Raw genomic sequence first — 14361 nt, 5'->3', positions numbered from 1 at the left:
GCAGGTAGCGCGGGCCTGGCATAGCCGCACACACCCGCCGGGGTGCCGATAAGGTATTGGCGAATAATTCGCCGCGGGACTACTTCCGCGCCTTCCAGCCGTCCTTCAGCGGTACGATCCGGTGAAAGACCAGCAAGCCCGCTTCAGGCTCCTTGTCCGCCGTAAAGTAGCCCTGGCGCATGAACTGGAATTTGGACTCGGGCAACGCTGCCTGTGCGTACGGCTCCAGCAGGCAATGCTCCAGCACCGTCAGGGAGGATGGATTGAGCCGCTCGTTCCAGTCATCGCCGCCCTTGGCCGGTCCCCCTTCTTCCTTCAGCAGCGGCTCATACAGCCTCACCTCCGCCGCGACCGCCTGTGCCGCTGCCACCCAGTGCACCGTCCCTTTGACTTTGCGCCCGCTCGCGGGTCCGCCGCTTCGCGAATCGGGATCGTAGGTGCAGTGCAGCTCCAGGATTTCACCGGTCCCGGCATCCTTGATTACCTCATCACAGCGGATGATGTATGCCCCCTTGAGGCGTACCTCGCCGCCCGGACTCAGCCGCCGGAAGCCGGGGGACGGTTCTTCCATGAAGTCGTCTCGCTCTATATAGAGCTCCCGGGAGATCGGCACCTCCCTGGTACCGAGTGCGCTGTTCTCGCTGTTGTTATCCAGGGTAAGCAGCTCCGTTGCCCCTTCGCTGAAGTTGGTCAGCACAACCTTGAGCGGGCGAAGCACCGCCATAATACACGGGGCCGCCGCTTTCAGATCCTGCCGGAGGCAGTGCTCCAGCAGCGAGAAATCCACGGTCGACTGATTGCGGACCATGCCGATCTCCTGCACGAACCGGCGGATGCTCTCCGGCGTGAAGCCTCTGCGGCGGAGGCCGCGCAGCGTCGGCAGACGCGGATCATCCCAGCCGTCGACATAGCCTCCGGCCACCAGCTGGCGCAGATAGCGCTTGCTGGTAATGACCCCGGTCAGATTGACGCGGCCGAATTCCCTTTGCATCGGGGGCTCCGGGATCTCCAGCTCCTCCAGCACCCACTCATAGAGTGGCCGGTGGTCCCGGAATTCCAGCGAGCACAGGGAATGCGTGATGCCTTCAATGGCATCCTGGATAGGATGCGCAAAGTCGTACATCGGGTAGATACACCAGTCATCTCCGCTGCGGTAATGCCGGGCATGGATGATCCGGTACAGCACCGGGTCCCGCAGGTTGATGTTGGGCGAAGCCATATCGATCCTGGCCCGCAGCACTTTGGCGCCATTCGGGTACCTGCCTGCCCTCATCTCTCTGAAGAGCTGCAGATTCTCCTCAACGGAACGGTTACGGTAAGGGCTATCCTGTCCGGGCGCGGTCAGCGTGCCTCTGGCCGCCGTAAGCTCCTCGGCAGTCAGATCGCATACAAAGGCTTTGCCCTTGCGGATCAGCTTCTCGGCACAATTGTAAATCTCCCCGGAATAATCCGAGCCGTAATAAATATGGCCGCCGGGATTTGCCCCCAGCCATTCCATGTCTTCAAGGATCGCATTGACGTATTCCATATCCTCTTTGAGCGGATTCGTGTCGTCAAACCGCAAGTGAAACCGCCCCTTAAAAGCTTGAGCCAGCGTGTAATTCGTCAGTATGGCAAAGGCACTGCCGATATGAAGGTAACCGTTGGGTTCAGGAGGGAACCTGGTGCAGACCTCTCGGCTGAAGGTTCCGGCCTCCATATCCTCGCGAATCAGCCGCTCCATAAAATTCTCCGCCGGTGCTTCCGCAGAGGTGCCTCTATTCGTGTTCATATCCGCATTTGTACCAGTATCAGCGTTCATTATTCATTCCTCCCGGTTATATAGTCGTCACCGCGCAGCCCAGTCGCCGCATACAAAAAAAACCTCACCTCCAAGACATCTGTCTTGGGGACGAAGTTCTCGCGGTGCCACCCCAGGTTTATTAATATGTCGCCATATTAATCTCATCAAGTACGGCCTTGCCTGCCCGGCAAGGGTTATACTCTAGCTCTGTAACAGGAGCGCCTGTCGCACCATCCCCGGCTGATCAATACCCGGTTCCGGTCCGCCGCTCAGAGGCTTGGTTCAACAAAGTCTTCCCTGCCCCCTTTCAGCAACAGGGGCTCTCTGTGAAGGAATGCTTTATCTACTCTTCTCGTCATCGCGTTTGTGAATGAATTGGATTCAGAATACCAAATACGGCCTGTCCTTGTAAAGACCGGTCATAACATAGCCTGACATCAGAACAGCTTGAGTCCCAGATACAGACCAAGCAGGGTCAGGAACAGCGTAGGGACCGTCAGCACGACGCCTGTCTTAAAATAAGTGCCCCAGGAGATTTTCACGCCCTTGGAGGAGAGCACATGCAGCCACAGCAGCGTCGCCAGCGAGCCGATCGGCGTAATCTTCGGACCAAGATCCGAGCCGATAACATTGGCATAGATTAAGGCTTCCTTGATCAGTCCCGATGTATCCGCAGCATCAATTGCCAGCGCGCCGATCAGGACCGTCGGCAGATTGTTCATGACCGAAGAGATCACAGCGGCCAGAAAGCCCATCCCCATCGTAGCAGCGAACAGCCCCTGCCGTGCCGCCGCCTGAATCCATTCAGCCAGCACATCGGTCAGACCTGCATTGCGTAGTCCATATACGACGACGTACATACCGATGGAGAAGAACACAATGGCCCACGGGGCTCCCTTGACCACTTCCATCGTCTTCACCGCCGGGCTGCGTCTGGCCATCAGCAGGAAGCACAGTGCTACTACGCCGGCTACCAGAGATACCGGTATGTTCATGAACTCACTGATGAAATAGCCGGCGAGCAGCACCCCCAGTACCCACCAGGACAGCTTGAACATGCGCGGATCTGTGATTGCTTCGCGCGGCGCTTTCAGTCCGGAAGCGTCGAAACGGCCGGGAATGCTCCGGCGGAAATAAAGGTATAAGACCAGAAGGCTTGCTCCCAGAGAGAAGACGGTCGGCAGCAGCATATGTCCCGCATACTCCATAAAGCCGATGCCGAAGAAATCGGCGGACACGATATTGACCAGATTGCTGACGAGCAGCGGCAGCGAAGTGGTATCGGCGATGAACCCGCTGGCCATGATGAACGGAAATACCTTCCGTTCGTCAAAATCCAGCGCCCGCACCATTGCCAGCACAATCGGCGTGAGGATCAGCGCCGCTCCGTCATTGGCAAAGAAGGCGGACACAACCGCACCCAGCAGGATGACGTAGATAAACATCCGCACTCCGTTGCCCCGGGCTGCCGCAGCCATATGCAGCGCTGCCCATTCGAAGAAGCCGATCCGGTCGAGGATCAGCGAGATCAGAATGATCGCCACAAAGGCCAGTGTCGCATTCCAGACGATGCCGGTCACATCGAGCACATCCCTGAAGCTTACCGTACCGGCCAGCAGGGACAAGACCGCTCCGGCGCAGGCGGACCAGCCAATCGACAGCTTTCGCGGCTGCCAGATAACAAAGAACAAAGTAACAATAAAAATCAGACAAGCGATAAATACCACAGAATAGCCTCCCGCACGCTGCTGCACAATGACATGTACACAAACACTCCCAGTTTAAAATTATCTCTCTCAAGCTTTGATTACCGCTTTATGTAGACCTTTGAATTTCTTGAGCATAGTAACTGGCGCACTGTTCTGGACTCCCCGGTACTGTGTCCCTGGTTCTTTATTACAGCCATTTGGCCGTTGGTTTCATAGCAGCAAATAGCTGCCCAGTTGGAAAATCGAATTAGATGGCTGAAATCCATAAAACCGCCAAAATTAGTTTGCCAAAATCGACCTATTTGCGTTAGCGCCTGTGATCCGTTGACAGTTCATGCTCCCCCTTTAACCTCCACTCTTGTGTGCTGTTCTTTTATTCAAATTAAATAGTATGTTTCTATTATAAGAGAGTCTTCCGGCTTCACAATACTGCTTTTATTTCTTTACAGCATTTTTGGCAACTTCATTAATTATTTACCCGGTTAGGTACTAACGGCATTAACGGTGTCATAGATTGAAGCATAGGGAACAGAGCAGCATCCGCCCCGGGAGAGGAGATGCCGGTCCGAAGGAGCCAGTCCACTAGAGGAATGGAGGCCCGGACCGAGATGAGTACAGATCAGCTCATTGCCCTGCTCGTCCTTGTCATTATGATCGTGCAGCTGGCCGGCAAGAAAGGGAAGTTCTAAAGCATACACAGACAACGGCTGTATCGTCCTGCCCGGGACGGTACAGCCGTTTCTGTCTAGAAGTACGGGGCGGTCGATCTTTACGATTCTCAGGGCAAGGCTTCTCCTGGCACCTAATCGGTCCGCCTGCAGCCCGCTATTTGACAAAGATGCGTATCCGGCGGTCACCGGTACGGCTCATGACCCGGTAGCCTTCACCGGCAGGTGCCGGTACGGCAATGCCATCATCGTTCGGCCGGCAGTAGCCGCCCGGCTCGCAGGTCCCGTCGTCGCGGACCGGCAGCTTGCCGACAATGCCGACGGCCACCCACTCCTCCCGCTCCCGCCGCGGAATGTATTCCCGGGAGCCGTTCCATTCAGGATTCAACACCGGCTCATTCTTGATGAACGCCTCGCGTACTACATTTCCCAGCTCATCCCTTATCTCGGGCACCTCCACCTCCTGCATCTGGATCTGCCCCCATTCATCTGTGACAAATAGCTTATGCCAGCGCAGGTCGCTGGCATCGGCAAGAACTGCCGGCCGTGCGCTGATTACACCCAAAATATAGCCGTCGGCGGAAGTTGCCTTGCGGATCTTCTCACCTGCGTCATCAAAGGTAACGAAATAACCCGGCTCAATCGGACGCCCGTCCGCCGTCTCGAACATCTCGGCATAATCCGCAGCCGCCGGAGAGACGACGGTTCCGTCCAGATACAGGTTGCCCGTAGCCCCTTCAATGACTGCCGCATTCAGCGTCGGTCCAACGCCCAGGCCATTGGCGAGATGCCAGGAGTAGGCAAACCGGGTGGAACCGTTCTGCCCCATAATGTAGGCCCCCGGATGGTCGGCCAGTACCGTCGTGTTCTCGCCTGCGGCATGTGAATTCGCCGCCAGCGCCTGGGTCATGAATCCCTCGGCATGCGACGCCTGGCCGTCCGCCGTCGTATCTGCCCCTTCGGCATGGGCATAGGCGCCGCTGGCTAGAGTCCCTACGCCTTCGGCATGGGCGGAGATACCGCTCGCCGTCGTGTTCTGTCCTTCGGCGTGGGAGAAGTCGCCCAGCGCCAGCGGACCCGGCGAGCCGGTCACATCCGAGGTTCCCCCTTCGGCATGGGAAGCGAACCCCAAGGCGGTGGTGCCCACGCCTTCCGCATGGGAGCTGTCGCCGCCGGCAAAATTCGGCGCCATGTTCCCAAGCGGGTCCACGCCCCCGCCTTCGGCATGGGCGGCCCGTCCACTGACGGAGTTGCCTTCCCCTTCGGCATGGGCATTGGCTGCGGTTGTCTGAGTCGATGTATTGAAGCCCTCCGTGTGGGAACGTTCTCCCCAGGCCTGGGTGCCGCTGCCTTCCGCATGGGCCTCCGCGCCTGCAGCCACGGTCATCGAGCCTTCGGCATGGGAGCTTTCGCCCATTGCCTGTGTGGCGTAGCCCTCCGAGTGTGCCGCAATTCCGCTGGCTACCGTCGAGGTCCCTTCGGCATGCGCCGTGTCCGCACTGGCCTGGGTTAAATTCCCCTCGGCATGGGCGGCATTCCCGCTGGCCGTGCTGGCATTCCCCTCCGCATGCGAGGTCGCGCCGCTCGCCAGTGTCGAGTACCCCTCCGAATACGCGGCATCGCCGCTGCCCGTGGTATTCAGCCCTTGGGCATGTGCCGCGAATCCGCTTGCTGTATTACCGATTCCGCTTCCCATCTGATCACCGCTTTCTGTCCGTATTACAATATAACTATGTCCCCGGACAAACGGCAGCAACGGCAAAAGGGCCAAGTTGCCGAAATTGGTGCATTGTCCCACCGCTTGAAACTAATCGCAGGGTCATTGCGTCTGAAGTAAAGAGTATCCGCCGATCACGGTGTCTGTACGAACTACAAGGAGGAATCCGATGATGAAATGCCGTATTCTGCTTCCACTGCTTCTGTTGTTGTGTCTCACCCTGTCCGGATGCGCCCACAATAGGCAAGCTGTGCAGCTTCCGGAAGCCTCCGCCGGACAAACGGACTATTCTCAGCTTGATCTGGCGGAACGGTTTGAAGATTTGGGCGGACTTACGGCTGCTTCTCCGCTGATCGTCGAGGCTCTGCTGACCGAAAATTCATCTAAGGTGGCTTATGCAGGGGCGAATTTTATTATAAATGAGCTTACGGTAACGGATGTCATTAAAGGGAACGCTTCAGCCATGGGCCAGACGCTCCAACTCCTGGAGCTTGAATCCCTGAATATCAATCTGACCAAGACCAGCGACCGGTTCATTCTTTTTCTGGACCGTTATGAAGGCCCGGTGATTGAGGATGAAGCTTATGTGATCAGCGGTGTCTATCAGGGAAGGTTTGATATTGGCGAGGATGACAAGGTCCGGTATGCGGCTGGTGAACGTGGCGGCTTATCCACCTTCCAGGGACAGATTACTCCGGCCGGGGTGGAGGAATTCAAGGAACAGATTATACAGTCGTTTCGCTAGCAAGAAGGACAATCCAGCGGCACAAACGGGCCGTCAGCCATAATTCTCCGACAATCAGGGTAATTTAAGAATGGCTCCGTTGAGCGGAGTTTTTCTTTATAAACCCACTTACTAAAGTTGAGGTACAATAAAAAGTATAGTATACTGGATTCATGATCAAAGGAGGCGGTTAGCAATGACCCTTAACAATAAACAGCATCAAATGGAGATCGGTATCAGCACATTTCTGGAGACGACCCCTGACCCGGTAACCGGAAAAATCATGAGCCACGCCGAGCGGCTGCGCAACGCAGTGGAGGAGATTGTACTGGCCGACCAGGTCGGCCTCGATGTATACGGCATCGGTGAGCATCACCGGGCCGACTATGCCGGCAGCGCTCCGGCCATTGTGCTCGCCGCCGCAGCGGCCATGACGAAGCATATCCGCTTGACCAGCGCAGTAAGCGTGCTATCCTCAGATGACCCGGTGCGCGTATACCAGTCTTTTGCAACGATTGACGGTATCTCGAACGGGCGGGCGGAAATTATGGCCGGACGGGGCTCGTTCATCGAGTCCTTCCCGCTGTTCGGCTACAGCCTGGATGACTACGATGAGCTGTTCGAGGAGAAGCTGGAGCTGCTGCTCAAGATCCGCGCGTCGGAGAAGGTCAGCTGGTCCGGCGGACACCGCCCGGCCATTCCTAACCTTCCCGTATATCCGCGCGCGGTCCAGGACCCGCTGCCGGTGTGGATCGCCAGCGGCGGCAATCCCGAATCGGCAATCCGGGCCGGGATGCTGGGTCTGCCGATTGCCTTCGCCATTATCGGCGGCATGCCGGAGCGCTTCGCTCCGCTCGTGAACCTGTACAAGGAAGCCGCGGCCCGCGCCGGGCATAATCCCGATACGCTGCAGATCGCCACACATTCGCACGGCTTCATCGGCGAGACTACCGAACAGGCCGCCGACCTGTTCTTCCGTCCGACCATGGAGCAGATGAACGTCATCGGGCGCGAGCGCGGCTGGAATCAGCCGTATACCCGGGCCACCTATGACGATGCGCGCAGTCTGCGCGGCGCGCTGTATGTCGGCGACGCTGAATATGTCGCCGAGAAGATTCTGCTGCTGCGCAAGAATCTTGGCGTGACCCGCTTCTTCCTGCATATCAATGTCGGCACCATGCCGCACAGTGACATCTTGCGTGCCATTGAGCTGCTCGGCACCAAGGTCGCTCCGATGGTGCGCTCCGAGCTGGCCCGCGGGTAACTCCGCAGCGGCGCGGCAAGCCTGTTTCTTTCGCCGCGCGGCAGGTGTGGGCCGAAGCTTGCGCCAGCGGAGCATACCCGTACCTGCCACGCCGGTGCGGCAGGTGCAGGCTGCAGCTTGTGCCGGCGGGGCAAGCCTGTTTCTTTCGCTGGTGGGCAGGTGCAGGCCGTAGCTCAACTGGCCCGGTAAATCCACAGCCTTCTGCTTGCCCCCCTTTCCTTGCTGTGCTATTGCCGCCATTGCCGCTAGTGGCTATCCGCAGCCAGCTCTGTATAGTTATGATGAACGATACGCTGCCCTATTCGCAGACTGTAGTTGGATAATCGCCACTTAATTATACCTGTATGGAGGATAATCACAGGCTTAGTTGGATTTTCGCCATTTAATTTAGGTGAAAAACAGTAAATTCATCAATATCGACCAATTTAAGTGACGATAATCCAATTAGACGCCTGAAATCCGTGATACAGGCTGAATAATGTGCGAAAATCAAACTAATTGCAGTGAACGATTGAGTTTGGCTGAGGTTTACCTGAGGTCATTTTAATACCCCTTAACGTTTCTACATCCAGATTCTCCCGCCCAGAATCTCACCTACCGAATCCTCGCCAGAATCTCCTGCACTGGAATCTCCGAGAATACCTTATAAGTGTGTGCCCCAACTTCAGGTTCCAGCCGAATCCAGGGCGGTCTCTGTTCCATTCTTATAAATCCGGATGGCCGAATAATCCTTGGAGCCATTCAGCCGGTAGATTCGCATGTCACCCAGCCGTGTATCCGAATAATCGGATAAAGACCGTTCCTCCAGCTCGATATTCAGCGTCTCCTCCCGGACCTCAGCCGTAAGCTCTTCCAGATAGGAAGCCCCTTCCCCATTCACTGCGGATGAATAGTTGACGATCAAATATTGGCGTTCGCCTACCGGAGTATAGAGATACAATCCGTTATTGTCCCTGATTCTATCCACATAAAGCCGCGCGTCTTTATCCAGTTGCTGTAGCTGCACTTCTTTTACATAGGCATCTCCGCCCATGGCACAGCCCGATACTAAGACTCCAGCCAAAACTATCAAACATAGCCGTAAAGGCCAGATTGTCCATCGCATGAATATTGCCCCCTTATTTATAGAAGCGGAATTTCGTTCAACTGACACACTATATTCGCGGCGGATTCCGGTATATCCTCCACTACATCTGATCCCCCACTTCCAGAGAATAATATATCCGGGCACGCCAAAAACCCGCGCCACGCGCGGGTTAATCGTGCTCAATCATACTATGTCAGCATTAGGCTTCCAGCAATCTCCGTTTCAGCTCTGCCAGCTGCGCTTCACTCAGACCGATAGAGGACAGATACGCTTCCGCGCCGCCGTACCGGGCATGCAAATGTTCCAGCAGCATCTCCATATTCTCCGGAGCGCTGCCCATGAACGCATCATAGCCGGCACTGCGCATCTCTTCCGGCATCTCGGCCAGGAACTCTGCCATCAGCGGGGCCAGATTGATCTCCGTCTCGGCATAGTCCTGCACGATCAGCTCCTTCGGCACGCCCGCCAGGTCCAGCAGCAGCGAGGCGACCACACCGGTGCGGTCCTTCCCGGCTGCGCAGTGGAACAGTACGCTGCCGTCTCCGGCTTCAGCGATCAGCGTAAACACCCGGCCGAGCTGCGGACCGCATTCATCCAGCATATTCACATACATGTCGCCCAGGCAGCGGATGTCCGCTTCGATCGTCGTTGCCGGATTGATCAGACTGACATTGTAGTAGGCCAGTGCGGTTGAATCCGCGAATACATTGCGTTTCGCCAGACATTCATCATCATGGCGCAGATCAATCACCGTGCGCAGACCCTTGTCCAGCAAAAGCTCCTGGTCGCGTCCGGTCAGCCTGTGCAGGCCATCGGCACGGAAGAAGCGGCCGCGCTGTACCGTTGCCCCGCCTTCCGCCGGGTATCCCCCGATGTCTCTCACATTATAGGCACCTTCCAGCTTAAGCAACCGTTCAATACTGCCGTTCGTTGTTGTAGTCATGTATTCCGCCCGCCTTTGTTATTGGATTGATGTTGCTTCATTGGCCGTTTAAGCGGCCGGTTGACCTGCTACTCTCCCGCCGCCTGTGCATGCATCTCATGTTCTTTGCCCTGGTAAATATTATAGATCATTTCTTCAGTCAGTTCTTCCGGAGATCCGTCAAAAACTTTGGCTCCGCCCTTAATGCCCACGATCCGGGTGGCATATTTCTTCGCCACTTCCACCTGATGCAGGTTGACCAGGCAGGCGATGCCCCGCTCCCGGCAGTTCTCGTAGATCGTATCCATCACCACCGCCGACGATTTCGGGTCCAGCGAGGCAATCGGCTCATCGGCCAGGATCAGCTGCGGCTGCTGCATAATCGCCCGGCCGATGCCAACCCGCTGCTTCTGGCCGCCGGACAGCTCATCCGCACGCTTGAATACTTCATTCTCCAGGCCCACCTTGTGCAGCAGCGCAATGGCAGCCTGCTTATCCTCCTCACTGTAGCGGCTGAATACTCCGGCCAACGGGGACATGTACCCGAGCCGTCCATGCAGCACATTCTCCAGTACACTGGAGCGGTTCACCAGGTTGTAATGCTGAAAGATCATCCCGATCTGCGACCGCCAGCGGCGCAGGCTGCTCTTGCTTTTGCTGTTCATGGCCTCGCCGAGAAAAGCGACCGTTCCCTCTGTCGGCTCAATCAGCCGGTTGATGCAGCGCAGCAGCGTCGATTTGCCCGCTCCGCTGGGGCCGATGACGGCGATGAATTCGCCTGCTTCAACGGTCAGATCAATGCCTTTGAGCGCCAGTGTGCCGCCTGCATAACTTTTGACCAGACCTTCCACCTGCAAAATTGTAGTCATACTATCCCTCCTGCGATTAACGTCTGGCCAAACGGCTGCGGACGCGGTTTGATATCAGTTCAACGGCAAAGATCGTCACAAATACAATGATAATTCCCATCGCCAGATCGGCGAACTCATAATAGGAAATGTAGTCCTGAAGCAGCACACCGATCCCGCCGGCCCCTACCATCCCCAGCATCACCGTCTCGGCCACTTCCATTTCGAAGCGGAAGGAAATGATCGCCAGGAACGACAGCAGCAGGTTCGGCAGCAGCCCCTTGAACACAATCTGCAGCCAGGAAGCGCCAACGGCCCGCATAGCTTCAATGTTGTCATCGCCGGATTCTTCAATCTGGGCCGCGAACGACTTGATGAGGTAAGACGATGTCGGAAAGATTAGTCCGAGCACCCCGGCCATGGAGCCGAAGCCCATACTGGCCACCGCCAGCAGCACCCAAATGGTCGTCGGCACGGTACGGATGACCAGCAGGACTACGCGCAGTGCGCGTCCGGCCCATTTGAACGGCGTAATATTTTCCGCGATCAGAAAGGCAAGCAGGATGGAAATCACCACGCTGATGACCACCGTCAGAAAAGCAATAATGAGCGAGGTGACCATTCCGTCCAGCAGCGCCGGAAACGCGTGGAAGGAAATTGTCATTACTTTGGACATAATGTCCGGAAGTCCGGCAATCCCGCTGCGGAACTGCTCCCAGCTCAAATCGAGCAGGCTCAGGCAGACCAGGAACAGCACGGCCGCAGCTGCAAAGAACAGCCGGGTCTGGCGCTGGGTGCGGCGGTGTCCGATTCTGATTTTGCCGCCGGAGGTCTTCTGAACACCAGGTTGCGCCTGCTGCGGCGAATACGCCTGAAAAGAGGTTTGCTGCTGCATTAGAGAATCCGCTCCCTTATCCGTTGAGTCAGAAATTCCACGGCCAGGATCAGCACGATCAGGATCACAATAATCATGGAGGCTCTGCTGTACTGGAATAGATCCAGCGATTGCTTCAGATTGCTGCCGATGCCACCCGCCCCCACCAGACCGAGAATGGCCGAAGCGCGGATGTTAATCTCGAACATGAACAGCGTCCAGGAGAAGTAACCGGGCATAAACTGCGGGATAATCGCATGCTTGATAATCTGTCCGTACGTTGCGCCGCTGGCTTCCAGCGCTTCCGTCGCCTCCTTGTCCAGCTCTTCAATCGACTCGGCATAGACCCGGGCCAGAAAGCAGGTGCCGAACACCAGCAGGGAGAACAGGCCAGGCATGGCGCCCACTCCGAAGATGACGACCAGCAGCGAGGCCCACACCAGGAACGGAACGTTCCGAACAAAAGAGACGATGCCTCGCAGCACAATCCGCACTGCCGGATGCGGCGCAGTGTTCCGCGCCATCAGAAAGGCGATGACCAGCCCCAGCGCGGAAGAGATGAACGTGCCGACCACCGCAAAGATCAGTGTATCGAGCACCGGGCGGAGGTAACTGTCCATATTCGCAAAATTCGGCGGCAGGAAATCCGTAAAGAGAAAGTTCAGGAACAGCGGAATGCCGCTGATAAATTCGATCAGATCAAACTTCACATACCAGATGGAGAAGGCCAGCGCCCCCGCCAGCAAGGCGAGTGACACCATGTGTTTGGCTTTTTTTTGCCGCTGCTGAATGTGAGGTGTTACGACTTGGCTCATGCTTCCGGCCTCCCTTCCGTGTTCGTTATTTAAGCAGTTCCTCCGTGCTGAGGTTCAGCTTCTTGGCTACATCGCGGATATTGTCAAAATCGCTGTCGCTCACTTCCACGAACTTGGCGTCGGCCATGCCGAACAGATTCTCGAAATACTCCGGATTGTCGTAGCTCAGCAGGAAGTCCTTCACCTTCGTTTTGGTCTCTTCCGGAACCGTGGAACGGATACCCATCGGTGTCGCATTCAGAGGACCGGATTCGGCAATCACTCGGTACGAGTCCTCTTCAATCAAGCCTTTGGCAGCCAGCATGGCCGGATACATCCCGGATACTCCTGCTGCGTCATACTGACCCTTCACTACCCCCAGAATAGCCGTGTCATGCTTGCCGGCGAACTGAATGCTGCTGAAGAAGCTCGTTTCCAGCTCTTCCGGATCAATACCCATCTCATCAACAATCATCGATTTCGGAAAAAGATGGCCGGTGGTCGATACTGGATCGACAAAGCCGATCGTTTTGCCCTTCAGCTCGGCAATGCTCTGAATCTCGGAGTCTTTCGGAACAATGATTACAGATGCCGGTGCATTCGCCATCGACGGCAGGCTGATGCCGACAATCGGCTCTACCTTGGCCCGGTCCACGGCAACGATATAAGAGAAGGGACCGAAGGTCGCCATATCGGCTTTGCCGTTCTTGATCGCTTCAATGGCGGCATTGTAGCTGGTTGCTTTATAGGATTCCACCGGCAGGCCGATTGCCTCCGACAGCGAATCCTCAAAGTCCTTGTTCAGCTTTGCGGCGCTGTCGTTCGACTCGCTGGGCAGATAGGCAATGACGAATTTGTCCATGGCTCCCGCCTTGTTCGTCCCGCATGCGGACAGTACGGTTACGGCGGTGAAGAGGAGCAGGAGCAGGCTAAGCGTTTTTTTCACGATCGATACCTCCAAGTAGTTGTAGATACTTCAAATTGATAATGAATACAACTAGAATACTACATATTTTTTGTAAACTCCGTATTAGCGGTTTCGGGTATTTCTGTAAAGGGGCGTTGATCTTCCGATGACATTCTTTTACACAAACTTAACTTTACGCTCTCTTCTCTTTCGTTCTATACTAGCGTCATGACTCATAGGAAAGGCTGAGAAGCGTTATGAAGGAATCCGGAAGGCTGATCGACACGGCCTATGCCTATCTAAGAAATCAAATCATTCAAGGTGAGATTCTGCCGGGAACGATGCTGTCGGAGAATGAAATTGCCCTGCAGCTCGGCGTCAGCCGGACGCCTGTGCGGATCGCCATCTCCCGCCTGGAATCGGAGGGCATTGTGCAATCGCTGCAGAAGCGGGGCGTTCTGGTCAAGGAGGTCTCTTACCATGAGGCAGCCGAGGTCGCCGAGACCACACTGGCGATGACGCTGTATGCCGTCTCGGTGATGGAGCGCGAGGGCTTCAAGGAGCTGGAGCAGCTCCGCGAACATTTCCGTCAGCAGCAGGAAGCGACCGACGCCGGGGACTATGTGGCCTATATCCACAAGGCGCTCGATTTCGACCGCTGCCTGCTCTCCTCGGTGCGCAACCGCAGCCTGCTGCAGATGCTGGAGACGCTGCAGAGCAAAATCGTCCTGATCGCCGTCATGAATTACCGCATGACCCCGCTGGAGCCGCATTTCAGCGCAACGCTGCTGAACGGCAGCATTCTCGAAGCGCTGGAGGCGCAGGACTATGCCAAGCTGCGGGAGGTTCTGCACACCGCCTCCCGGCGGATGCGCCAGAACCGGTCATTCTATTAAGGTGGGCGGAGAAAGCCCGGCCTGCAATCAAAAAGCTTCCTGTTCACCGTTTCGGTGAGGCAGGAAGCTTTTTATGTCCAGAATATAGCATTGTAATTAGGGAAGAGTTCCTGCTCCGGTTACTTCGAGAGCTCCGGTCGCTCCGTCATAGCCGGCAAACAACGATCT

General features: G+C 56.3%; 13 protein-coding genes and 1 other annotated feature. Of the genes, 4 read left to right on the top strand and 9 right to left on the bottom strand.

Translation table 11 applies throughout. The annotated features are described in order from the left end of the window. Window positions 1–79: 79 nt before the first annotated feature. Both F1379_RS20505 and F1379_RS20500 read right to left on the bottom strand, forming a co-directional pair. The gene (locus F1379_RS20505; protein WP_150273553.1) at window positions 80–1771 is read right to left on the bottom strand and encodes a glutamine--tRNA ligase/YqeY domain fusion protein; all 1692 of its coding nucleotides are present in this window, start codon (window positions 1769–1771) and stop codon (window positions 80–82) included. 113 nt (window positions 1772–1884) lie between these two features. After that, window positions 1885–2151: a binding site (T-box leader), on the bottom strand. Between the two features lie 69 nt (window positions 2152–2220). After that, window positions 2221–3510 carry an arsenic transporter gene (locus tag F1379_RS20500; RefSeq protein WP_150273356.1) on the bottom strand — a complete coding sequence of 430 codons (1290 nt, stop codon included), beginning with the start codon at window positions 3508–3510 and terminating at the stop codon, window positions 2221–2223. 539 nt (window positions 3511–4049) lie between these two features. Here F1379_RS20500 and F1379_RS30555 point away from each other — a divergent pair. After that, window positions 4050–4181 (top strand): hypothetical protein, encoded by a 132-nt coding sequence (locus F1379_RS30555; protein WP_275262616.1) that lies wholly within the window; start codon window positions 4050–4052, stop codon window positions 4179–4181. Window positions 4182–4317: 136 nt separating this feature from the next. Here the strand turns inward: F1379_RS30555 and F1379_RS20495 are convergent, their stop codons facing one another. Then, a complete protein-coding gene (locus F1379_RS20495) occupies window positions 4318–5856 on the bottom strand; it encodes a peptidase G2 autoproteolytic cleavage domain-containing protein (protein ID WP_150273349.1) in 1539 nt (512 codons plus the stop codon). 190 nt (window positions 5857–6046) lie between these two features. Between F1379_RS20495 and F1379_RS20490 the strand changes: the two genes are divergently transcribed. Continuing rightward, window positions 6047–6622: a hypothetical protein gene (locus F1379_RS20490; protein ID WP_150273347.1), complete on the top strand. Its 576-nt coding sequence runs from the start codon at window positions 6047–6049 to the stop codon at window positions 6620–6622. A gap of 175 nt (window positions 6623–6797) precedes the next feature. After that, window positions 6798–7865 (top strand): LLM class flavin-dependent oxidoreductase, encoded by a 1068-nt coding sequence (locus tag F1379_RS20485; RefSeq protein WP_239004746.1) that lies wholly within the window; start codon window positions 6798–6800, stop codon window positions 7863–7865. A 664-nt stretch (window positions 7866–8529) separates the two neighbouring features. Here F1379_RS20485 and F1379_RS20480 read toward each other — a convergent pair. The 6 genes from F1379_RS20480 to F1379_RS20455 form a co-directional block, all read right to left on the bottom strand. Continuing rightward, entirely contained in the window at window positions 8530–8970 is a 441-nt protein-coding gene (locus F1379_RS20480) for a hypothetical protein (protein ID WP_150273343.1), read from the bottom strand. A gap of 181 nt (window positions 8971–9151) precedes the next feature. Further along, complete coding sequence (locus tag F1379_RS20475) at window positions 9152–9895, bottom strand: tyrosine-protein phosphatase (RefSeq protein ID WP_150273338.1); 744 nt, start codon at window positions 9893–9895, stop codon at window positions 9152–9154. Between the two features lie 68 nt (window positions 9896–9963). Further along, window positions 9964–10743 carry a phosphonate ABC transporter ATP-binding protein gene (gene phnC, locus F1379_RS20470; RefSeq protein ID WP_150273336.1) on the bottom strand — a complete coding sequence of 260 codons (780 nt, stop codon included), beginning with the start codon at window positions 10741–10743 and terminating at the stop codon, window positions 9964–9966. Between the two features lie 16 nt (window positions 10744–10759). Then, a complete protein-coding gene (locus F1379_RS20465; protein ID WP_150273331.1) occupies window positions 10760–11617 on the bottom strand; it encodes a PhnE/PtxC family ABC transporter permease in 858 nt (285 codons plus the stop codon). Next, window positions 11617–12411, bottom strand: coding sequence for a phosphonate ABC transporter, permease protein PhnE (gene phnE / locus F1379_RS20460; protein ID WP_150273326.1), 795 nt, complete (start codon window positions 12409–12411; stop codon window positions 11617–11619). The genes F1379_RS20465 and phnE overlap by 1 nt, the downstream gene beginning before the upstream one ends. Before the next feature lie 25 nt (window positions 12412–12436). Further along, a complete protein-coding gene (locus F1379_RS20455) occupies window positions 12437–13336 on the bottom strand; it encodes a phosphate/phosphite/phosphonate ABC transporter substrate-binding protein (protein WP_150273322.1) in 900 nt (299 codons plus the stop codon). Window positions 13337–13554: 218 nt separating this feature from the next. Between F1379_RS20455 and F1379_RS20450 the strand changes: the two genes are divergently transcribed. Then, the gene (locus F1379_RS20450; RefSeq protein ID WP_150273316.1) at window positions 13555–14193 is read left to right on the top strand and encodes a GntR family transcriptional regulator; all 639 of its coding nucleotides are present in this window, start codon (window positions 13555–13557) and stop codon (window positions 14191–14193) included. Window positions 14194–14361: the final 168 nt, after the last annotated feature.

Origin of the sequence: Paenibacillus tepidiphilus, from assembly GCF_008635795.1 — a bacterium.
GTDB lineage: Bacteria > Bacillota > Bacilli > Paenibacillales > Paenibacillaceae > Paenibacillus_AQ > Paenibacillus_AQ tepidiphilus.
This window is presented reverse-complemented; position numbering and strand designations above follow the sequence as displayed.

What these genes read in the sequence shown, in the direction of transcription:
- F1379_RS20480 (WP_150273343.1), bottom strand. Translation starts at nt 8,970, where the DNA reads ATGCGATGGACAATCTGGCCTTTACGGCTATGTTTGATAGTTTTGGCT.
- F1379_RS20505 (WP_150273553.1), bottom strand. Translation starts at nt 1,771, where the DNA reads ATGAACACGAATAGAGGCACCTCTGCGGAAGCACCGGCGGAGAATTTT.
- F1379_RS20490 (WP_150273347.1), top strand. Translation starts at nt 6,047, where the DNA reads ATGATGAAATGCCGTATTCTGCTTCCACTGCTTCTGTTGTTGTGTCTC.
- F1379_RS20450 (WP_150273316.1), top strand. Translation starts at nt 13,555, where the DNA reads ATGAAGGAATCCGGAAGGCTGATCGACACGGCCTATGCCTATCTAAGA.
- F1379_RS20465 (WP_150273331.1), bottom strand. Translation starts at nt 11,617, where the DNA reads ATGCAGCAGCAAACCTCTTTTCAGGCGTATTCGCCGCAGCAGGCGCAA.
- F1379_RS30555 (WP_275262616.1), top strand. Translation starts at nt 4,050, where the DNA reads ATGCCGGTCCGAAGGAGCCAGTCCACTAGAGGAATGGAGGCCCGGACC.
- phnC (WP_150273336.1), bottom strand. Translation starts at nt 10,743, where the DNA reads ATGACTACAATTTTGCAGGTGGAAGGTCTGGTCAAAAGTTATGCAGGC.
- F1379_RS20485 (WP_239004746.1), top strand. Translation starts at nt 6,798, where the DNA reads ATGACCCTTAACAATAAACAGCATCAAATGGAGATCGGTATCAGCACA.
- phnE (WP_150273326.1), bottom strand. Translation starts at nt 12,411, where the DNA reads ATGAGCCAAGTCGTAACACCTCACATTCAGCAGCGGCAAAAAAAAGCC.
- F1379_RS20475 (WP_150273338.1), bottom strand. Translation starts at nt 9,895, where the DNA reads ATGACTACAACAACGAACGGCAGTATTGAACGGTTGCTTAAGCTGGAA.
- F1379_RS20495 (WP_150273349.1), bottom strand. Translation starts at nt 5,856, where the DNA reads ATGGGAAGCGGAATCGGTAATACAGCAAGCGGATTCGCGGCACATGCC.